This window comes from Kitasatospora sp. NBC_01246 (genome assembly GCF_036226505.1).
Taxonomy (GTDB): Bacteria; Actinomycetota; Actinomycetes; order Streptomycetales; family Streptomycetaceae; genus Kitasatospora.
The window spans coordinates 6,744,506-6,764,191 of sequence record NZ_CP108484.1 but is presented as its reverse complement, the minus strand read 5'-3'; the positions used below and the strand labels follow the sequence as shown (position 1 = coordinate 6,764,191).

General features: G+C 75.8%; 19 protein-coding genes. 9 read left to right on the top strand and 10 right to left on the bottom strand.

Going from position 1 to position 19,686, the window contains the following annotated elements; translation table 11 throughout:
- Positions 1-8 precede the first annotated feature (8 nt).
- Entirely contained in the window at positions 9-608 is a 600-nt protein-coding gene (locus OG618_RS28645; RefSeq protein WP_329490438.1) for an HdeD family acid-resistance protein, read from the top strand.
- A 42-nt stretch (positions 609-650) separates the two neighbouring features.
- Here OG618_RS28645 and OG618_RS28640 read toward each other — a convergent pair whose 3' ends face one another.
- The 3 genes from OG618_RS28640 to OG618_RS28630 are packed head-to-tail and all read right to left on the bottom strand — an operon-like array spanning position 651 to position 3,376.
- Positions 651-1,289 carry a DUF6461 domain-containing protein gene (locus OG618_RS28640; protein ID WP_329490437.1) on the bottom strand — a complete coding sequence of 213 codons (639 nt, stop codon included), beginning with the start codon at positions 1,287-1,289 and terminating at the stop codon, positions 651-653.
- Between the two features lie 50 nt (positions 1,290-1,339).
- Entirely contained in the window at positions 1,340-2,728 is a 1,389-nt protein-coding gene (locus OG618_RS28635; RefSeq protein WP_329490436.1) for a CoA transferase, read from the bottom strand.
- 21 nt (positions 2,729-2,749) lie between these two features.
- Positions 2,750-3,376 carry a LysE family translocator gene (locus tag OG618_RS28630; RefSeq protein WP_329490435.1) on the bottom strand — a complete coding sequence of 209 codons (627 nt, stop codon included), beginning with the start codon at positions 3,374-3,376 and terminating at the stop codon, positions 2,750-2,752.
- 117 nt (positions 3,377-3,493) lie between these two features.
- On the opposite strand from OG618_RS28630, the gene OG618_RS28625 reads away from it, so the two are divergent.
- On the top strand, positions 3,494-3,952 hold the full coding sequence (locus OG618_RS28625) for an Lrp/AsnC family transcriptional regulator (protein ID WP_329490434.1): 459 nt from the start codon (positions 3,494-3,496) through the stop codon (positions 3,950-3,952).
- A 25-nt stretch (positions 3,953-3,977) separates the two neighbouring features.
- On the opposite strand, the gene OG618_RS28620 is transcribed toward OG618_RS28625, so the two are convergent.
- Together OG618_RS28620 and OG618_RS28615 are read right to left on the bottom strand one after the other, a co-directional pair.
- Positions 3,978-5,261 carry a cytochrome P450 gene (locus tag OG618_RS28620; RefSeq protein WP_329490433.1) on the bottom strand — a complete coding sequence of 428 codons (1,284 nt, stop codon included), beginning with the start codon at positions 5,259-5,261 and terminating at the stop codon, positions 3,978-3,980.
- Between the two features lie 89 nt (positions 5,262-5,350).
- Positions 5,351-6,679 (bottom strand): ATP-binding protein, encoded by a 1,329-nt coding sequence (locus OG618_RS28615; RefSeq protein ID WP_329490432.1) that lies wholly within the window; start codon positions 6,677-6,679, stop codon positions 5,351-5,353.
- A 406-nt stretch (positions 6,680-7,085) separates the two neighbouring features.
- Here OG618_RS28615 and OG618_RS28610 point away from each other — a divergent pair, with 406 nt between their 5' ends.
- Positions 7,086-7,964, top strand: a complete 879-nt coding sequence (locus OG618_RS28610; RefSeq protein ID WP_329490431.1) for a hypothetical protein — start codon at positions 7,086-7,088, stop codon at positions 7,962-7,964.
- A 251-nt stretch (positions 7,965-8,215) separates the two neighbouring features.
- Here OG618_RS28610 and OG618_RS28605 read toward each other — a convergent pair whose 3' ends face one another.
- Positions 8,216-8,509 (bottom strand): zf-HC2 domain-containing protein, encoded by a 294-nt coding sequence (locus tag OG618_RS28605; RefSeq protein WP_329490430.1) that lies wholly within the window; start codon positions 8,507-8,509, stop codon positions 8,216-8,218.
- A 55-nt stretch (positions 8,510-8,564) separates the two neighbouring features.
- On the opposite strand from OG618_RS28605, the gene OG618_RS28600 reads away from it, so the two are divergent.
- On the top strand, positions 8,565-9,155 hold the full coding sequence (locus OG618_RS28600) for a sigma-70 family RNA polymerase sigma factor (protein ID WP_329490429.1): 591 nt from the start codon (positions 8,565-8,567) through the stop codon (positions 9,153-9,155).
- 140 nt (positions 9,156-9,295) lie between these two features.
- Here the strand turns inward: OG618_RS28600 and OG618_RS28595 are convergent, their stop codons facing one another.
- Positions 9,296-9,961: an NADPH-dependent F420 reductase gene (locus tag OG618_RS28595; protein WP_329490428.1), complete on the bottom strand. Its 666-nt coding sequence runs from the start codon at positions 9,959-9,961 to the stop codon at positions 9,296-9,298.
- 377 nt (positions 9,962-10,338) lie between these two features.
- Here OG618_RS28595 and OG618_RS28590 point away from each other — a divergent pair, with 377 nt between their 5' ends.
- From OG618_RS28590 to OG618_RS28580, 3 genes are all read left to right on the top strand, one after another.
- Positions 10,339-11,802, top strand: coding sequence for an MFS transporter (locus OG618_RS28590; protein WP_329490427.1), 1,464 nt, complete (start codon positions 10,339-10,341; stop codon positions 11,800-11,802).
- Between the two features lie 46 nt (positions 11,803-11,848).
- On the top strand, positions 11,849-13,183 hold the full coding sequence (locus tag OG618_RS28585) for a cytochrome P450 family protein (protein ID WP_329490426.1): 1,335 nt from the start codon (positions 11,849-11,851) through the stop codon (positions 13,181-13,183).
- Between the two features lie 108 nt (positions 13,184-13,291).
- A complete protein-coding gene (locus tag OG618_RS28580; RefSeq protein WP_329490425.1) occupies positions 13,292-14,380 on the top strand; it encodes an isocyanide synthase family protein in 1,089 nt (362 codons plus the stop codon).
- On the opposite strand, the gene OG618_RS28575 is transcribed toward OG618_RS28580, so the two are convergent.
- From OG618_RS28575 to OG618_RS28565, 3 genes are read right to left on the bottom strand one after another with little or no spacing between them, the layout of a single operon-like run.
- A complete protein-coding gene (locus OG618_RS28575; protein WP_329490424.1) occupies positions 14,365-15,174 on the bottom strand; it encodes an ABC transporter ATP-binding protein in 810 nt (269 codons plus the stop codon). The two genes, OG618_RS28580 and OG618_RS28575, sit on opposite strands and share 16 nt — an antisense overlap.
- Positions 15,171-16,250 (bottom strand): FecCD family ABC transporter permease, encoded by a 1,080-nt coding sequence (locus OG618_RS28570; protein WP_329490423.1) that lies wholly within the window; start codon positions 16,248-16,250, stop codon positions 15,171-15,173. The genes OG618_RS28575 and OG618_RS28570 overlap by 4 nt, the downstream gene beginning before the upstream one ends.
- A 4-nt stretch (positions 16,251-16,254) precedes the next feature.
- Complete coding sequence (locus OG618_RS28565; protein WP_329490422.1) at positions 16,255-17,346, bottom strand: ABC transporter substrate-binding protein; 1,092 nt, start codon at positions 17,344-17,346, stop codon at positions 16,255-16,257.
- Positions 17,347-17,669: 323 nt separating this feature from the next.
- Between OG618_RS28565 and OG618_RS28560 the strand changes: the two genes are divergently transcribed.
- Both OG618_RS28560 and OG618_RS28555 read left to right on the top strand, forming a co-directional pair.
- Entirely contained in the window at positions 17,670-18,404 is a 735-nt protein-coding gene (locus OG618_RS28560; protein WP_329492321.1) for a helical backbone metal receptor, read from the top strand.
- Positions 18,405-18,565: 161 nt separating this feature from the next.
- Positions 18,566-19,612, top strand: a complete 1,047-nt coding sequence (locus tag OG618_RS28555) for a transglycosylase SLT domain-containing protein (protein ID WP_329490421.1) — start codon at positions 18,566-18,568, stop codon at positions 19,610-19,612.
- Positions 19,613-19,686: the final 74 nt, after the last annotated feature.

Below are 19,686 nucleotides of genomic sequence, written 5' to 3'. Positions count from 1 at the left end.
ACACCACCGTGGTCTCCCCGATCATCACCCCCGACGGTTCGCCGGTCCGGGGCCCGCTCGGAATGCTCGCCAAGGCCGCCTGGCAGGTGCTGCTGCTCGCCGGGCTCGTCTCGCTCGCCCTCGGGATCATCGTCTTCGCCTGGCCGAAGCAGACGCTGATGGTCGTGGGCGTGCTGTTCGGCCTCTACCTGCTGGTCATCGGCATCGTGCAGCTGGTCGCCGCCTTCGGCACCCATGTCACTACCGCGATGCGGGTGCTGGCCTTCATCAGCGGCGCGCTCTGCGTCCTGCTCGGCCTGCTGTGCTTCCGCAGCGCGGTGCAGTCGCTCCTGCTGCTGGCGCTCTGGATCGGCATCGGCTGGCTGTTCCGGGGCATCACCCAGCTCGTCGCCGCGATCTCGGACGCCGACATGCCGGCGCGCGGCTGGCAGGCCTTCGCCGGGGCGGCCAACACCGTGGCCGGCGTGCTGCTGATGGTCTGGCCGGTCGGCTCGATCACCGCCCTGACCGTGCTCGCCGGGTGCTGGCTGCTGTTCCTCGGCCTGATCGAGATCATCACCGCCTTCCAGGTCCGCAGCCGGGCCAAGGAGATCCCGTCCGGCGTCTGACGGCCGCGGCCCCGCGCCCCGGTGGGCGCCCGGCAGCGGGCGCTACGGCACGGGGGCGTAGCCGATCACGAACTCCGCCGCCCGCAACCGCTCCGGGGTCAGCCGCAGCCCGGTGAGCTCCTCACCGAGGGCGAAGGCCGCGGGCGTGGTCCGGTCGATGCCGCGCCCCTCGGCCGGGCCGAGGTCGAAGCCGACCGCCGTCAGCAGCTCCGCCACCGCGTCCGCGTCGGCGCCGTCGCGGTCCGCCGGGAAGAGCGGCTCGAAGTGCAGCCGGTGCCGCTCGCCCTCCTGCCAGTGGAAGTGGTCCACCGCGTTGACGTTCCGGAAGTGCGAGACCAGCCTGGAGCCCTCGGCGAGGCGGGGCAGCAGGCCCCAGCTGGTCCCGAGGTAGCCGTTGACCTCCAGGGCCACCGCCCAGCCGTCGAGTTCGGCGACGGCGACGAGCAGCAGCTCCTCGTCGCCGTCGCCGCCGCCCCCGTCGGTGTCGCCGCCGTCCTCGTACCGGTCCCAGGCCGCCAGGACCTCCGGGGTACCGGTGACCCGCCGGCCGGGGGCGGCGCCGAAGCGGCGGAGCAGCTCGCCGGCGGACACCCCCTCGACCATGGTCAGGCAGTACGCCTCCGTGAGGGTGGCGAACTCCCCGGAGTCGAGCCAGGCGTAGTCGCTCGCGTGCGCGGTCATACCGGGATCCTGCCACCCGCCGCCGACAGCTCCCCGGCGGCGGCCGCCCGTCAGCTCCAGGCCGGCGCGTCCGTGCCCCAGCGGCCCGGCGGGCGGGACCAGTCGGCGGGGCCGCCCTGGTAGCCGATCGGCGGGAGCGCGTACCGCAGCCGCCCGTACGGGGAGTCCGCCTCGGTCAGCCACCGCTGCGGGTCGTAGGGCTCCTCGGCCGCCGGGCCGGGGGCGGCGGGCCCGATGCCGTGCTGCAGCCAGGAGGCGGTACCGGCCAGCGAGAAGCGCAGGTGGCGGCCGCCGGGGCGGCCGGTGCGCTGCTCGGTGAGGGCGCGCAGGACGCCGGCGGCGATCAGGTACCCCGTCCCGTGGTCGAGCGCCTGGGCGGGCAGCGCGCCGGGGCGGCCGTCGGCGCCGGCCTCCGTGACGGCGATGCCGACACCGGCCTGGACCAGGCTGTCGAAGCCGCGGCGCCCGGCCCAGGGGCCGGTCCGGCCCCAGGCGTGGAGCTGGGCGACGACCAGGCCGGGGCGCCGTTCGAGCAGGGCGTCGGGCGCCAGGCCGAAGGCGTCCAGGGCCCCGGGGCGGTAGCCGGTGACGACGACGTCGGCGGTGGCCAGCAGCTCCTCGAAGACCGCGCGGTCGCCGGGGGCGGCGAGGTCCAGCCGGGTGGAGCGCTTGCCGGAGCCGGTGTCGGCGTGGGCGTCCTCGGCCTCGGGCAGCCGGGGCGAGTCGACCCGCAGGACGTCGGCGCCCAGCAGGGCGAGCGTGCGGGTGGCGACGGGGCCGGCGATCACCCGGGTGAGGTCGAGCACGCGGACGCCCTCGGCGGGCAGACCGGCGGGGCCGAGCGGGCGGGCGGCGGCCCCGTCCGTGACCCGGGTCTCGACCAGCGGGACCGCGGGGCCGCCGGCCGGCGCGACGGCCACCGCGAGCGCTCCCGCCCGGTAGGCGCGCTCCTGGATCCACTCGGCCGGGTGCTCGCGCAGCGTCGCGGCCAGCGGTTCGGGGCCGGTGCCGGCGGGCAGTCCGAGCGCGGTGAGCAGCCGGGCCCGGTGGTGCGGGTAGTTGGCGTGGGTGCGGACCCAGCCGTCGGCGGTCTGCCAGAAGCCGGAGAGCGGGGCGAAGCTGACGGGGGCGCGGCCGTCGATCCGCAGGTGGCGTTCGCTGACGAAGGCGGTGGCCACCGCGCCCTGGTCGATCCGGACCGCCGGCACCGGGCCGCCCGACCGCAGCGCGGACAGCTCCCCGGCGGCCAGCGAGCAAGCGGCGACGGTGGCCCGGGCCAGCTGCCGGACCGGCAGCCGGGCGGGCAGCACGCCCTCGGGCCCGTGGAAGGAGACCCGCTCCAGCAGGTCGGCGGGCCCGCCCAGGGCGGCCCAGGCGTGCGCGGTGGGGCCGTCGGGGGCGGCGGCGGGCGGGGTGGCGGGTAGCGGACGCTCTGTCATGCCCGCATTCTGCTCCGGTTCTCAGGCGCTCGCCGTGACGCCCGCCACCAGCATCAGCAGCACCGCGGAGACCATCGTCATCCGCCGGGCGGCCTGCGGGGTGGCGCCGAACCGGCCGCCCAGCCGGCCACTGGCGTGCGCGACCAGGGCGTAGACGACCGCGCAGGCCAGCACGTTGAGCGAGCCGAGCGCGAGCACCTGGCCGCCGACCGGCAGCGCGGCGGCCGGGTCGACGAACTGCGGCACCAGGGAGAGGTAGAGCAGCAGGCCCTTGGGGTTGAGCAGGGCGGTGAGCATGCTCTGGCGCAGCACGGTGGCGGTGGGTTGCGGCGGTGCCTGCGCGAAGGCGGTGGCCCCGCCCCGGCGCAGCGCGAGGAGCATGCCGGCCGCCAGCACCAGCAGGTACCCGGCGCCGACCAGCCGGAGCACGGGCAGGGCGGCGGGCACCGCCCGCAGCGCGGCGGCGAGGCCGGCGCTGGAGAGCAGGGTGTGAACGGCGTATCCGGCGCAGACGCCGGCGACGGCGACCAGTGCGGCGCGGCGGCCCTGGCCGAGGCCGCGGGCGGCGATGTAGAGCCAGTCGGGGCCGGGGGTGCAGACCAGGAGCAGGTCGACCCCCAGGAAGAGGAGGAGGGCGTGCGTGTCCATGGTCGTGACCTGTCGTGTTCGTTCCGGCGCTACGGTCACTGACGGTAGCCGGAACGGCTCGGCACACGATGGCCACTTCCTGCCCGTTCGGTCCGCGATTTGGCAGAATATTGCGCTATGGACCGTATCGACCGCAGAATCCTCCGCGAGCTCCAGCAGGAGGGCCGCCTCACCAACGCCGAACTGGCCGCCCGGGTGGACCTCACCCCCTCGCCGTGCCTGCGCCGGGTCCGGCAGCTGGAGCAGGACGGCGTGATCCGCGGCTACCGGGCGCTGCTGGACGGCGCGGCGGTGGGCCGCGGCTTCCAGCCCTTCGTGACGATCACCATGCGGCACGAGGACCGGGCGACGGTGGCCGAGTTCGAACACCGGGTGGCGGAGCTGCCCGAGGTGGTGGAGGCGCACCGGCTCTTCGGCGAACCGGACTACCTGCTGCGGATCGCGGTGGCGGACATCGCGGCCTACGAGCGGTTCATCACCGACGTGCTCTCCGGGCTGCCCGGGATCGCCCAGGTGAACTCGCACCTGACCATGAAGCAGGTGAAGGCCGACCGCGGCATCCCGACCGGTGGGTAGCCGCCCGCGGGGGGGCGGGGCCGCGTCAGAACGTGAAGCGCAGCGCCCGCACCCGGTGGTCGAAGTTGGACGGGATCAGCTCCGGCTCGCCCACCGAGCGGGCCTGCGGCAGGCGGGTGAAGAGCTCCCGGTAGAGCACCTTCATCTCCTGCCGGGCGAGGTGCGCGCCCAGGCAGTAGTGCGGCCCGCCACCGCCGAAGCCGAGGTGGGGGTTGGGGGTGCGGGTGATGTCGAAGGCGTCCGGGTCGGTGAAGACGCTCTCGTCGCGGTTGGCGGAGCCGAAGAAGAGCACCGCCTTCTCCCCCGCCCGCAGCAGGGGGCCCTCGGGGCCGCCCAGCCGGTGGTCGACGGCCAGCGTGCGGCGGAACTGGATGATCGGCGTCGCGTGGCGGACGATCTCGTCCACCGCGCCGCCGAGGTGGCGGTCCGGGTCGCCGAGCAGCAGGGCCCGCTGCTCGGGGTGGACGGTGAGCAGGTGCAGGCCGTGGGCCAGTGCGTTGCGGGTGGTCTCGACACCGGCGACCAGCAGCAGGGAGAAGAACGCGCCGAGCTCCCGGCCGGTCAGCCGGCGGCCGTCGACGTCGGCGGTGACCAGGGCGGAGACGAGGTCGTCGGTGGGCCGGCGGCGCCGCTCCCGGCCGAGTTCGGCGACCATGCCCTGCATCCGGGCGAGCGCCCGCAGGCCCCGCCCGGGCACCCGGATCCGGCTGCGCAGCGGCCGGGCCACCCCGGTGTTCTCGGAGGCGTGGTTGACCTGGTCGAGGATCGCGCGGCGGGGCTCCTCCGGGATGCCCATCATGTTGCAGATGACCTGGAAGGGGAGCTCGGCGGCGACCGAGGTGACGAAGTCCTCGGGCCGGTCCCGTGCCACCCGGTCGATCAGGCGGGCGGCGACCAGGCGGATGTCGTCCTCGACCCGGGCGATCAGGCGCGGCGTGAACGCCCGGGAGACGATCCGGCGCAGCTGGGCGTGGCGGGGGTCGTCCAGGTTGACCATCGAGTCGCCGAACAGCGCCCGGACCCAGCGGGCGGGTTCGGGGGTGGTGACCCCGGGACCGCTGAGGAACACCGCGGGGGTGCGGCTGGCCTCGACCACGTCGGCGTGCCGGACCAGGGCGTGGTAGCCCTTGGCGCTCCTGGCGCCCTTGGCGCCGCCGGCCCGCTCCCCGGCCCGTTCGCCGACGAAGACCGGGCCGGGGAGTCGGCGCAGCTCGGCGAAGGCGGCGGCCCGGGCCGGCGCGGGCAGCTGCCAGAACCCGGGGTCGGCGAGGTCGACGGCGGGGGTGTCCGTCGCGGCCACTGTGCCCATGCCGGGCCTCCTGTCCTGTCGGTGCCCACATTTAGTCAGCACCGACCGGCAGGGTGTCAAACCGCAACTACCATGCGATGAAACGATATTCAGACGCGCGCATGCGAGGTGATGTCCGCGCCGAACTCCTCGATCATCGCCGGGGTGACGGTCGGCCGGGCCCGGGCGATGGCCGCCAGGTAGTCCTCGGTGCTCGCCCCGTCGGCGGGGTCCGGCCCTGTCACGGCGGCTCCGGCCGGGTCCGCTCCGGCGGGGTCCGCTCCGGCGGGGTCCGCTCCGGCGAGGTCCCGTTCGAAGGCCGCCTGGGCGGCGACCCGGGCGGCGTGCTCGATGTCCGCCGGGGTGAACAGCTCGCTCGCCCCCACCAGCGCGTCGAGGTCCACGTCCGCCCGGCCGGCCGCGTACCGGGACCAGATGGCGGAGCGCGCGGCCGGGTCCGGAGTGCCGATCGGGATCAGGTAGTCGAAGCGGCCCGGGCGCAGGAACGCCGGGTCCAGCGAGCGGATCGAGTTGGTCGCGCAGACCAGCAGCCGTTCCTCGCCCTCCCGGAACCCCGGGATGAGCTTGAGCAGCTCGTTGGTGACGCCGTGCATGCCGCCCTGGACGCCCTCGGTGCGCAGCGGCGCGATCTCCTCCACCTCGTCGATGAAGACCAGCGCGCGCTCCAGCCGGCCGATCCGGGCGAAGGCGTCGCGCAGCGCGGCCGCCAGGTTGCCCTCGTCGGCCAGCCGGGACGGCAGCAGTTCGACGAACGGCCAGCCGAGCCGGGAGGCGATCGCCCGGGCGAAGGTCGTCTTGCCGGTACCGGGCGGTCCGAACAGGGCGATCGCGCGCGGCGGGCGCACACCGTGCCGGGCGGCCCGCTCGGGCTCGGCGAGCGGCGCCACCACCCGGCGCTCGATCAGGTTCTTCTCGGTCTCCATCCCGGCCACCTTGGCCCAGAGGTCGCCCGGCAGCAGCCGGCCGCCGAGTTCCTCCAGGAGTCCGCTCGCCGCGCCCGCCTGCGGCTCGTCCTTCTCGAAGTAGGCGGCCGCGGGGCGGCGGGTGTAGCCGGCGTTGTGCAGGCCCTCGCCGAGCAGTTCCTCCTCGGGCAGCACGTAGGCGATGCGGCGCACCCGGCAGGCCACCAGCCGGCGCTCCAGCTCGCGCAGCAGCGAACTCGCCAGGCCCCGGCCGCGCCAGGCCGGCGCGATCGCGATCCGCATCACCCAGGCGCGCTCGCCCGCCACGCAGGCGAGCGCGGCGCCGATCGGCGCCCCCTGGTGCACGGCGACCACGGCCGGCTGGCGCGAGGTCAGCGCGCTGATGCACTCCGCCAGGGAGAACACCGACTCCTGGCCGAGCTCCGCCGTGGTGTCGATCAAGTGGACCACCGCCGCGAGGTCGTCCTCGCGATAGTCGTGAACCAGCCAGTACATCGGCCCGCCCGCCTCTCCGTGCTCACCGGCCCGTGCCGTCGTCGACCGGCGGCGCGGCGCCGCGCGGTGCCCAGACGGTACGGGCGGGCGCGGGCGGCGGTCCCGTGCCGGAACGGACAAGCCGGGGCCGGGCAACCGTACGAACCGCCTCTGGCGCGCCGCCCTCGGGGGCCGGCGACGGCCGTGCACCGGCCGGGCGGCGGCGGTCCGGCCGACCCCGGTCGACTGCCCCGGTCGACTGCCCCTCCGATCGCCCGTCCGATCGCTTGGCCGATCGCTTGGCCGATTGCCCGTCCGGGCAGCCGGGACCGGGCGGCCGGGCATGCTCTCACGGGGCCGAACCGGCCAATACCCGAGGGCGCGGTCCTGGTCCGCCGGGGCGAATGCGACGATGAGTGCCATCGTGATGACCGACCGAATCCGCGCACTGCGCGCCGTGGTCTTCGCCGCGCTCTGCGTGGCGCTGGCCGCCGCGGCGCACGTCACCATGGCCGGCGCCGGTGTCTCCCCGCCGGTCCTGGCGGGCGCCTTCGGTCTCACCCTCGGCTTCGGCTGGCTGCTGGCCGGCAAGCGGCGGGGGCTCGGTCCGATCAGTGTCTGGATGGTCGCCGCGCAGAGCGCGCTGCACCTGATGTTCGAACAGGCCGGGGCCCTGGCCGCCGACCGCGGCGGGTTCGGCCGCATCGCCACGACGGACTGGGCCGGCCTGCTGCTCTGCAATCCGGACCAGACGCCCACCGGGCTCTCCCCCGCCGACCTGGCCCGGATGGCCGGGATCGACCCCGACGTGCCGCCCGCCACGGGCGTCCGCGTCCTGACCGGGACGCACCACCACGGCACCGCGGCCGCGGTGGGCCCGCCTCCGGCCACGGCCGCCGCGGACCACGGGCTGGCGGGCCTGACCGGCGGGTCCGGCCTGTCCGGCGACACGGCCGGGCTGTCCGGAGCCTCGGGGATGCCGGGGATGTCCGGCCACGACATGGCGGCCCACTCCATGTCGGCCGGGATGCTCACCGCCCACCTGCTCGCCGCACTCGCCTGCGCGCTGCTGCTCCGGCGCGGCGAGACGGCGCTGACCCGGCTGTTCGAACTACTCGGAGCACTCGGCACCGTGCTGGCCGGGGTCCTGCTGCTCCCGGTGCTCGCCCTGCTCACCCGACCGCGCGGCTTCGAGCCGCCGGTCCCGCCCCGGCCTGCCGCCCGTCGGGCCCGCCCGCCCCGACCGGTCCTGCTCTCGCACGCCCTCGTCCGGCGCGGGCCGCCGTCCTTCGCTGCCGCCTGCTGACGCGCCCGCCGCCCGACGCCGTTCCGGTGTCCGCGCCGCGGTGGGCAGGTCGCCCCGCGCCGTGGCCGTAGGCCGCGCCGCCGGGGCCCGGGCCCGCACGCCCCGCCGCCCCCTGCCGGGACACGGCGATCCGTGCGCGTCCACCGACGCCGAGCGCGCCGCCCGCAGCGGCCGCCGCTCCCGAGCACTCTCCTCAGGACCTCTTCATGCCTGACTACGACGGCGCACCGGCCTCGCCCGGCGCCACCGTCCTACCGCTCCGGCCCCGACCCGTCGTCCCCCTGCCCGGGACCGCCCGTCACGCCGGGACCGCCCGCACCCGACCCGCGCCCGCCCAGGCTCGCGAGCAGGTTCGCCGACCATGCCGCCGAGGGGCCGTCCGGGTCGATCCCCGTCGTGCGACCGCGCAGCCGTTCCGCCTGCTCCTGCCAGCCGCGGCAGGCCTCGCAGCGCGCGAGGTGCTTGTCCAGCCGCCGGTCCGGCAGACCGGTCGGCTCACCGTCGAGACGGGCGGACAGAGCAGTACGGAACTGGGCGCATCTCATGTGACCATCGTCCCGCACCGGGCCCCGGGCCGGACCGACCGGGTGGGGGTCCGGCATGGATGACGAGCAGCTGACCGCGCTGGCCCTCGCCGCCCGCGCGGGCCGGCCGGCCGACGTCGAGGCCTTCGTCATGGCCACCCAGCGGGACGTGTGGCGGTTCGTCGCCCATCTGACCGACGTCCAGTCCGCCGACGACCTCGCCCAGGAGACCTTCCTGCGCGCGCTGCGGAGCCTGCCCGGTTTCGCCGGCCGCTCCTCCGCCCGCACCTGGCTGCTGTCGATCGCCCGGCGGACCGTCATCGACCGCTACCGCACCGCCGCCGCCCGCCCGCGCTGCGCCGCCCTGCCGGACTGGGAGGAGGCCGCCGAACGGCAGAGCGCCCCGCCCGCCGCCGGGTTCGAGGACGGCGTCGCGCTCGGCGACCTGCTCGACCGGGTGCCCGCGCAGCGCCGGGAGGCCTTCGTGCTCACCCAGGTGGTCGGCCTGAGCTACGCCGAGGCCGCCGCGGTGGCCGGCTGCCCGGTCGGCACCGTCCGCTCCCGGGTCGCCCGGGCCCGCGAGGAACTGATCGCCCGCCTGCGGGCGGCCGAGGCCGGCGACCCGGCGTCCCCGGGACCGGCCACCCCGCTGGCCGCCGCCTGCTGACGCCGCGCCACCGGCCCGGTCGGCGCGTCCGGGCCCGGTTCCTCCCTCATCGGGGAAAGGAACCGGGCAGGCGCGCCGACCGGGCCCGGGGCCGGAGCGTCGGCCTGGAGCGTCGGGCCTGGAGCGTCAGGCCTGGAGCGTCAGGCCTGGGCGCGGAAGGCGGCGGTGCGCTCGGGCGAGGCCTCGGCCAGCGCCTTGACGACCGCGTCCACGCCGGCCCGCAGACCGTAGACGGGGGTGTCGGGCTGCTGGCGCCAGGAGTCGTCCAGACCGCCCGCGTCCACGCTGTCGAAGCCCAGCTCGTCGATCAGGGCCCGGACGACGCGCTTGGCGGCCTCGTCGTCACCGGCCACCGGGAGCGCCAGCCGGTCCGGGTCGCCCTGCGGGCGCGGCCGCTCCAGCAGGTCCTCGGCGTAGGTGCCGTTGAAGGCCTTCACCACCGGGTGCCCGAGGTGGCCCTCCGTCCACCGGCTCTCGGTCTGCCCCTCCTCGATGGCCGCGATCCGGCCGTCCCGCTGCTGCGGGTAGTAGTTGCCGGTGTCGATCACGACGAAGCCCTCGGCCGCGCCGTCGAACAGCCCGGACGGCAGGTCCGGCACGTTCTTCAGCGGCACCGTCACCACCACGATCTCGGCGCCGCGCGCCGCCTCCGTCGCGGCGACCGGCGTGGCGCCGGTCTCCTCGGCCAGCGCGGCCAGGGTCTGCGGGCCGCGCGAGTTGGCCACGGACACCTCGTGCCCGAGGGCAGTGAGCCGCCGGGTGAGGTTGCCGCCGATGTTGCCCGCGCCGATGATGCCGATCTTCATGATGATCCTTCCGGTCCTGCCGCGATCATGCGTCGTGCCTGGCTGCAACCCCGGAACGGACCGGGCTATTTCCCCGTGCCGCCATCGGAGCGACCCCCGTGCCGCCGTCCGACCGACTCGCGTCCCTGCCGGACCGGCACCGGGCCGACGGGGTCGATCGTGCCGGGAGAACCGGGGCCGAACCAGGGCCGAACAGGCGCTGAACCGGGGCCTTCCTAGATCACTAGTGGTCTAGACCAGCCATCCGGTCGCCACATTCCGGCCAACCGGGAAATTCCCCCAGGTGTTCGGAACCGGAGCTCCCCCGCCCCCGACTGCTGTACCGGACGCCGCCGACGAGGCGGTGTCGCACGGCACGGCAAGCGGAGGAGGACCCCATGGCAGCGCGACAGGCGCCGGCCACCGGCGGACCGGGTGACGGTCCGGCAGAGCAGCCGGACCGGTGGATCCTGGTCGTGGCGGCCGGGCTGCTCTCGTTCGTGGCGATGCTCGACATGAACGTCGTCAACCTGGCGCTCACCGACATAGCCGCCGGACTGCACGTCTCGTCGACCACCGCCCAGTGGGCCGTCCTCGGCTACCAGCTCCCGCTGGTGGCGCTGCTGCTGCCGGCCGGGCGCTGGCTCGGCCAGGTCGGCGCCCGGTCCGCCCTGCTGCTGGCCGTCAGCTGCTTCGCGCTCTGCAGCGTGCTCGCCGCCGTCGCCCCGTGGGCGGGCTGGCTGATCGCGGCGCGGCTCGCCCAGGGCGCCTTCGGCGCGGTGCTGTTCGTGCTGATGCCGGTGCTGGCCGCCACCGCCGTCCGGCCCCAGCTGCGCGGCCGGGCGATGAGCGTCCCCGCCACCCTCGGCCCGCTCGGCGCCGTCACCGGGCCGGTGCTCGGCGGCCTGCTGCTCGACCACGTCGGCTGGCGGGCCATCTTCCTGGTCAAGCTGCCGGTCTGTCTGGTCGCCCTGGCGATCGCCTACCGGCACGCCCCGCGGGGCGGCCGGCTGCGCCTGCCCGACCGGGGCTCCCTCGGCGACGCCGCGCTGATCGGCTCGGCCGTGGCCGCCGTCATGCTCGGGCTCACCCTCGCCCCCGACCGGCCCGGCCTGCTGCTGCTCGCCCTGCCCGCCGCCCCGCTGGTGGCGCTCTGGCTGCGCCGGCCCGGCGGGCGGCCGGTCACCGCCGTACTGCGCGCCTCCGGCACCGCGGGCGTGAACGGCTCGGTGCTGGCCCTGGCCGCCGGCTTCGCCGCCACCCACTACCTGCTCGCCCAGCACCTGCGCCGGGACGACGGGATCAGCGCCACCACCACCGCCCTGACCATGCTGGCGTTCCCGCTGGGCATGGTGCTCGCCGGCCGCTTCGGCGGGCGGCTGGCCGACCGCTGGGGCGCCCGGCCCACGGCGCTGACCGGCGCCGTCGTCACCGCCACCGGTCTGCTGCTGCTCGTCCCGCTGGACTCCGGTTGGACGCCGGCCGACATCTCCTGGCGGCTCGCGCTCGCCGGGGCCGGCATGGGCCTCAACGGCGGCCCCGTGCAGGCCCTGGTGATGAGCGCCGCCCGCACCGGGCAACTGGCCACCGCCGGCTCCGTCGTCCAGCTCTCCCGCAGCCTCGGGTTCGCCCTCGGCCCGGCCCTCGGCACCTCCGCCGCCCTGGTCGGCGGCAGCGGCCCCACGGCCGGCCGCGCCGGACTCGTCCTCGCCACGCTGGCCGCCGCCACGGCCGTGGCCCTCCTCGCCCTGCACCACCGCGCCCACCGCGCCGCCCGCGCCGCGCTCCCCCCGCTCCCCGAGCAGGCCGGGAGCACCGACGGGGCGAGCGGCGCCGACAGCACGACGCGCTCCAGAGCCTGACGAAGCGCCCTCGCGCGCACCACCGATCCCGACCGGAGGACCCCGCATGACCGACACCGTCCACGACCCGACCGCCGGCAGCCCGGCGGACACCCCGCGCTGCCCGTTCGGTTACGACGAACTCCCGGACCCGGTACCGCTGTACGGGCCCGCGTACAAGAGCGACCCCTATCCGCTCTACCGGCGGATGCGGGAGGCCGGGCCGGTCCACCGGGTCCGGTTCCCCAGCGGGATCGCCGCCTGGCTGGTGACCGGCTACCGGGCCGCCCACGAGACCCTCAACGACCCGCGGCTCGGCAAGAACCACGCCCTGGGCAACGAGGGCTGGCGCCGGCTCGCCTCGATCATGCCCGAGCCGCAGCACTCCCAGCTCCAGGTCCACCTGCTGCACCAGGACCCGCCGAAGCACACGCAGATGCGCCGGCTCGTCCTGGACGCCTTCGCGCCGCGCCGGGTGGAGTCCCTGCGGCCGCGCGTCCAGGAGCTCGCCGACGCCCTGGTCGACGAGCTGCCCGGGACCGGCGGCGCCGACCTGGTGGCCGGCTTCGCGGCCCACTACCCCTTCCGGGTGCTCGCCGAAGTCATCGGACTCCCCCAGGAGTTGGCCGCCCGCTTCGACCGGGACTGGGGCAAGGTCGTCCAGCCGGTCGGCCCGCAGGACCCGGGCCGGCCGGCCTACGAGGGCCGGCTGCGCGGCCTCCAGGGGTACATCGCCGACGTGGTGGCCCACAAGCGCGCCCACCACGACCCCGCCGGGCCCGACACGGACCTGCTCGGCCGGCTCGTCGCCGCCTGCGACGCGGGCGAGTTGACCCCCGAGGAGCGCGACTCGATCGTGTTCCAGCTGCTGGTGGCCGGCCAGGAGCCCGTCACCAACCAGATCACCACCATGCTGATCACCCTGCTGCGCCACCCCGAGCAGCTCGCCCGGCTGCGCGACGGTATCGCCGCCGACCCGGGCCTGCTCACCCGCGCGGTGGAGGAACTGCTGCGTCACGACGCCGCGTTCGAGCTCACCACCTGGCGCTTCTTCGCCGAGGACAGCGACCTGTACGGCACGACCGTCCCCGCCGGCGACTCCGTGATCGTCTCGCTCTGCGCCGCCAACCGCGACGACGAGCAGTTCCCCGAGGCCGACGTCCTCGACTTCGACCGCACCCCCAACGCCCACCTGGCCTTCGGCCACGGCATCCACTACTGCCCCGGCGCGGCCCTGGCCCGGCTCGAACTCCAGATCGCCCTCGCCACCCTGCTCACCCGGCTGCCCGGACTGCGGCCGTCCACCGAGGACGGCGCGGGCATCGACGCGCTCACCTGGGTGCCCGCCGTGCTCGCCCGGGGCGTGAACCGCCTCCCGGTCGCCTACGACCGGCGGGTCTGACCGCCCCGAAGCCCCCCACGCTCCCTCCCGTCGTCCCGGCGGCCACCGCCGGGCGTGGCTCCCGCCTGCCCCGAAGCCCGCACACCGTTCGTCCCGTGGAGGACCACCATGCCACCTACCGGCGTCGCGACCGACTCCCCGACCGACACCCGTTCCCCGGCCACCACCGCGGCCGGTACCACCGCCCGACCCGCCGAACACGGGCCCACCGACCACCGAACCGCCGAGCCCCGGCCGGGCGCCGCCCCGCCCGGCGCCGCCCGCCGCCCCGGCGCCCCGGCGCCGGAGTCCGTGCCGCGGATCTGCGCCGCGATCCTGGAGCTGCTGCTCCCGCACCGCCGGGCCTCCGACCCCGAAGTCGACGCCACGACCGCCGACTTCCCGCTCCAGCTGGAGCAGTTGGCCGACTTCGTCGCCGCCGGTGACCCGATCGTGTTCACCCTGCCCGGCTTCCCCTGCAAGTCGCCCAACTCCGCCAAGGTCCTCGGCCACCTGCCCGACGAGGGCGAACGCCTCTCGCTCACCTTCCTCGACCGGCTCTGCGAGGAGATCGGCACGCTCTACGAGCCCGGCGCACAGATCCTCATCTGCTCCGACGGCCACATCTTCGGCGACCTCATCCACGTCCCCGACGACCACATCGACGAGTACTCCGACGCGCTCTCCGCGATGATCGCGCGGGAGGGCCTGAGCCACCTCGCCACCTTCGACCTGCGGGCCGTCCTCGGCGACCTGCCGTTCGACGAGAAGCGGGCCCGGGTGCACGCCCAGTACGCGCCCAGCAAGGAGGAGTTGCGCGAGCAGGTGCTCACCGACGAGGAGACCCTGCACCTCTACCGCGGCATCACCCGGTTCCTCACCGAGGACACCGCCGGCTTCACCGGCACCAGGTCCGCCCTGCAGCGCGACTGCCGGCAGCGCGCGTACGGCGTCATCCAGCGCAGCCGCGCCTGGGGCGACCTGATCGCCGAGCAGCACCCCCGGTCCTTCCGGCTCTCCATCCACCCCCAGCGGGTCGGCGTGGCGAAGTTCGGCATCCGGCTGCTGGAGGCCGCCGACGTCTGGATGACGCCGTGGCACTCCGCGGTGCTCCACCGCCCCGACGGGCGCTGGGAGTTGCTACGCAGTGCGGAGGCCGGTCAGATCGGCCGGCTGGTGGAGCGCGACGGCCGCCCGAGCCACTACGAGACCTCCTGACGCTTCGGCGATCCCGCCATCGAGGCGGGCGTGCGGTGGTCGAACGCGATCAACGGATCACCCGTGAGCGGGTGTTCGACCACCGCCGCCCGCACCCCGAAGACCTTGGCCAACAGCTCGGCGGTCAGCACCTCGCGCGGCGGCCCGGACGCCACCAGGGCGCCCTCGTGCAGAACGTGCAGGCGGTCGCAGACCGAGGCCGCCGCGTTGAGGTCGTGCAGCGCGATCAGCGTGGTGCGGCGCTGTTCGCGCAGCAGCCCGAGCAGCTCGACCTGGTGCCGGACGTCCAGGTGGTTGGTCGGCTCGTCCAGCACCAGGACGTCCGGCTGCTGGGCCAGCGCCCTGGCCAGCAGTACGCGCTGGCGTTCACCGCCGGACAGCTGGGCGAACCGGCGGTCCGCCGCGCCGGCCATCTCGACCCGCTCCAGGGCGTCCGCGACCAGCCGGTGGTCCTCCGCGTCGTCCGCCGCGAAGGCCCGCTTGTACGGGGTGCGGCCCATCGCCACCACCTCGCGGACGGTCAACTCGAAGTCCCCGCCGCGCTCCTGGGGCAGCGCGGCGATGTGCCGCGCGGACTGCGCGGCGGTCAGCCCGGCCAGCTCCCGGCCGGCCAGCAGAACCCGCCCGGCACTCGGCCGCAGATGCCGGTAGACGGTGCGCAGCAGGCTGGACTTGCCGCTGCCGTTCGGACCGACCAGCCCGGCGATCTCCCCCTCCTCGGCGACCAGGTGGACGCCCGCCACCACCGTCCGTCCGGACAGGGTGACACTCAGATCCTCGACCGCGATCCTCAATTCCGCTCCAGTCGTCGGTCCAGCAGGAAGAGCAGGGTGGGCGCGCCGAGCAGCGCGGTGACCACCCCGATGGGCAGCTCCTGGGTGTCCAGGGCGGTCCGGGCGAGGGTGTCGACCACCACCAGCAGCACCGCCCCGGTGAGCGCGGACAGCGGCAGCAGCCGGCGGTGGTCGCCGCCGACCAGCAGCCGGCAGACGTGCGGCACCATCAGCCCGACGAAGCCGATCGCGCCCGAGACGGCGACCAGCACCCCGGTCAGGACGCTGGTGACGACGAAGATCTCGCGGCGCAGCCGGGTGACGTCCACCCCGAGCCCGGCCGCCGTCTCGTCGCCCATCAGCAGCGCGTTCAGGCTCCGCGCGCGGGCCTGGAGCAGCGCCAGCCCGAGGGCCACGGCGACGGCCGGGACGGCCAGTTGACCCCAGACCGCGCCGCTGAGGCTGCCCATCAGCCAGAACAGCACGCCCCTGGTCTGCTGTTCGTCGCTGGTCTGCAGGACGAGGTAGCTGGTGAAGCCGGCGAGGAACTGGCCGATGCCGATGCCGGCCAGCACGAGCCGCAGCGGCGAGAACCCGCCGCCGCGCCGGGCCAGCAGCCAGACCAGGGAGAACGCCGCCAGCGCGCCGAGGAAGGCGGCCAGCGAGATGGTCAGCCCGATCGCGCTGCCGAAGGCCAGCTCCAGGCCGAGGCCGCCGCCGAGGACGATCACCGCGACCGCGCCGAGCGACGCCCCCGAGGAGATCCCGAGCAGGTAGGGGTCGGCGAGCGGGTTGCGGACCAGTGCCTGGACGGCGGTGCCGACCAGGCCGAGCCCGGCCCCGACCATCGCCGCCAGCAGGGCGCGCGGGACGCGCAGTTGCCAGACGATGAGGTCCCGGGTGCCGGGGTCGGGAGCGCGGCCGGTGAGCCGGTGGGCGACCACCGACCAGACCTCGCCCGGGGCGATGTCCACCGAGCCGAGCGAGACGGCGGCGGTCAGCGCGGCGACCAGGGCGAGGGCGAGCACGACGGCCAGCGGCCCGGCGCGCAGCGTCCCCGTCCGGCTCCGCCTGGCGGTGACGGCGGCCGATGCCACCGGCCTACCGGCCCTTCTCGACGAGCGCCGGGTACACGGCGGCGGCTATTTGCCGCACCGTGTCGGCGTTGCGCACCCCGGCGATGGTGGTGACCTCGGAGCCGATCCGCAGGAAGTGGCCCTCCTGGACGGCCTTCAGGCCCTGGGTCGCGGGGAAGCCGCGCAGGAAGGCCTCGGCGTCCTCGAACGCCTTGCGGTTCTCCTCCTCGGTGCCCCGGTTGCGCACGGCGAGCTGGATCCAGTCCGGGTTCTTGGCGACCACGTCCTCCCAGGACGCCGGCTTGAAGTCGGCGTCGCAGTCGGCGAACACGTTGCGGGCGCCCGCCAGGGTGATGACCGCGTTGGCGACCTGCCGGCCGCAGACCGATATCGGCTGCTTGGTCCCGGCGTCGAAGTCGAACAGGAAGTAGCTCGGCCGCTGGTCGGCGGGCACCGCGGCGGTCGCGGTGCGGACCTCGGCGATCTGCCGCTCCATCCCGGTGACCAGTTCCTCGGCCCTGGCCGCCGTACCGGTCACCGCGCCGAGCCGGCGGATGTCCTCCTCCACCTGGGAGAGGTCGGTGCGCGGCGCGGGGGCGGCCTTCGGCGTGCCGGCGCAGGCGGTGGAGAGCAGCATGACGTGCTGGATCCCCGCGGCCGCGAACTCCTGCTCGCTCGGCACCGCGCCCGCCCCGCCCATCATCGGCATCGAGCCGAAGGTGTCCACGTAGAGGTCGGCCCCCGAGCCGAGCAGCTTCTCCTTGGCGATCACCTTGGCGCCCAGGACGGGCACCCTCGCGCCCTGCTCGGCCAGCGCCGCCGGCAGGCTGCCCTTGCCCGGCGGGAACCCGGTGCCGACGACCCGGTCGCCCGCGCCGAGCTGGAGCAGCATCTCCAGGGCGGCGGCGTTGCTGGTGACGATCCGCTTCGGGGCCTGCTGGACGGTGGTCTCCTTGCCCTGGCAGTTCGCCACCCTCACCGGGAACCCGGAAGCGGCGGACTGCCCCGCCCCACCGGCCCCGTCACCGCCGGCGCTGCTCCCCCCACCGCCGCTCCCGCAGGCCGTGGCGAACAGGGCGATGGCGGCCGCGATGCCGCAGAACACGCGAGGGCGCATGGAACTCTCCTGGTCAATGATCGTGCTCGGGCCCTTCCTGGGAGCCCGGACCAGGTAGTCGGCCGCCGCACCCGCCCGGTTCCCACGACTTTCCCCCGCCGGACGGGCCCGTTCGGCCTAGGGTTTGCCGCATGGCCTCCCACCTCGCCCAGCCGCCCGAGCCGCCCGAGCCTCCCGGGCCGCCGTCCGACCCGCCGTCAGGGTCCGGTGCGCGAGCGGGGTCCCGGCCGGGCGGGCCCGGCGGGGTGACCGTCGGCGGGCCGCCGGTCCGGGTGGACGACCTCGGGCTGCGGGTGCCGTCCGGGCCCGGCCCGGTCCGGCGGATCGTGTCGCTGGTCCCCTCGCTGACCGAGGCCGTCGCCGCCACCGCTCCCGGCCTGCTGGTCGGCGCCACCGACTGGTGCAGCCACCCCGCCGACCTCGCCGCGGCCAGGATCGGCGGCACCAAGAACCCCGACGTCCGCCGGATCGCGGCCCTCGCGCCGGACCTCGTCCTCGCCAACGACGAGGAGAACCGCCGCCCCGACCTCGACGCGCTGCGCGCCGCCGGCCTGGCCGTCTGGGTCACCGACATCCGCACCCTGGAGCAGGCCTTCGACTCCCTCCACCGCCTGCTCACCCTCGGCTGCGGACTCCCCCGCCCCGCCTGGCTGGACGCCGCCGAGGCCGCCTGGGCGGACGTCGCCCCGCCCGGACCGGTGCTCCGGCGGGCCGTCGTCCCGGTCTGGCGTCGCCCCTGGATGGTGCTCGGCCGCGACACCTTCGCCGGCGACCTGCTCCGGCGCCTCGGCGTCCAAGTGACGCTCCACGCCGGCCACCCGGACCGCTACCCCGCCGTCCCCCTGCCCGAACTCCTCGCGAGCGGGCCCGAGGTGGTCGTCCTCCCGGACGAGCCGTACCGCTTCACCGACGAGGACGGCCCCGAGGCGTTCCCCGGCATCCCGGCGGCCCTGCTCAGCGGACGCCATCTGACCTGGTACGGACCGTCGTTGGCGCAGGCGCCCCGGGTACTCGCCGCGCAGCTGGCCCGCGCCCGGCCGGGAGCGGCGCCGGACTGACCGGGCCACCCCGAGCCGGACCGCCACGCGGCCGCCGGGACGCCGGAGCCGTGTACCGAACGTCGCTCCGGGGCCCGCGTCGGTAGGACGATCACACCGTCATAGGATGACCGCCTCTCGCCGGGACGGCCGGCGAAGACGGGGGGCGGAAATCCATGAAGGTGCGTGCTTCACGGCAGGCGCTGGTTCTCGTGTCGGCGGCGGCCGTGTCGACGGCGCTGCTGACGGGCTGCGGCAGCAAGAAGGCGGACGGCAGCACCGACGCCGCGGCGGGCCCGGCGGTGGCCGCCACCGCCGGGGTCTCGCCCTCCGGGACCCCGACGGCCGACGCCCCGGCGACGGCGAGCCCTTCGCCCGGCACGAGCACCTCGCCCGGCCCCAGCGCCTCGCCGAGCGCGACGGCGGGCAAGTCGGCCAAGCCGAGCCCGACCGCGTCGGCGAGCACGGCCAGGCCCGGCACCACCAAGCCCGCGGACCCGGCCGCCAAGGCCACCAGCGCGCCCCCGGCGGCCCAGGCGGCCCCGGCCCCGGCAGCCGTCGCCGCGGCGCCCGCACCGACCGCGAAGCCCGGCCCGGTCGCGCCCCCGCCGCCGCCCGCGCCCGCCACCCCGCACGTCCCGCCGCTGCAGAGCGGCTGCACCCCGACCAAGCCCCAGCCCGACGAGCCGAAGGAGGCCGTCGCGGCGGCGCTCGGCTCGGCCGCCGGGCAGTCCCGGACGCTGTTCCTCAGCAACGGCGGCACGGACCGGCTCCCGGCGCTGCCGGTCAACCTGGTCAAGGCGATCGCCTGGCAGGAGAGCGGCTGGCAGTCCGGCATCCTCGCCTGCGACGGCGGCATCGGCACCATGCAGATCATGCCCGCCACCGTCAGCTGGATGAACAGCAAGTTCGGCACCACCTCCGACCCGAAGACGCTGGCCGGCAACGTCCAGCTCGGCACGCAGCTGCTCGACTGGCTGGTCGCCTACTACGGCGACTCCTCCTTCGGCGGGAAGTACGACCTCTCCCCCGACCCGGCCACCGGCCGGACACCGCTGCTCGACCTGGTGATCGCCGCCTACAACGCGGGCGCGGGCAACGTGCACTACAACACCGTCACCGACCCCGTCACGGGCGCGACCGGCGGGAGCGTGGCCATCCCGAACCCGGGCTACGTCGCCAACGTCAAGGCGCTGATGGCCGGCGCCCCCTGGAACAAGGCCGGCTGACCACGGAGCTGACCACGGCGAAGGGCCCGGTGCGGGAGGCGTACCTCCCGCACCGGGCCCTTCGGCGTCGCTTC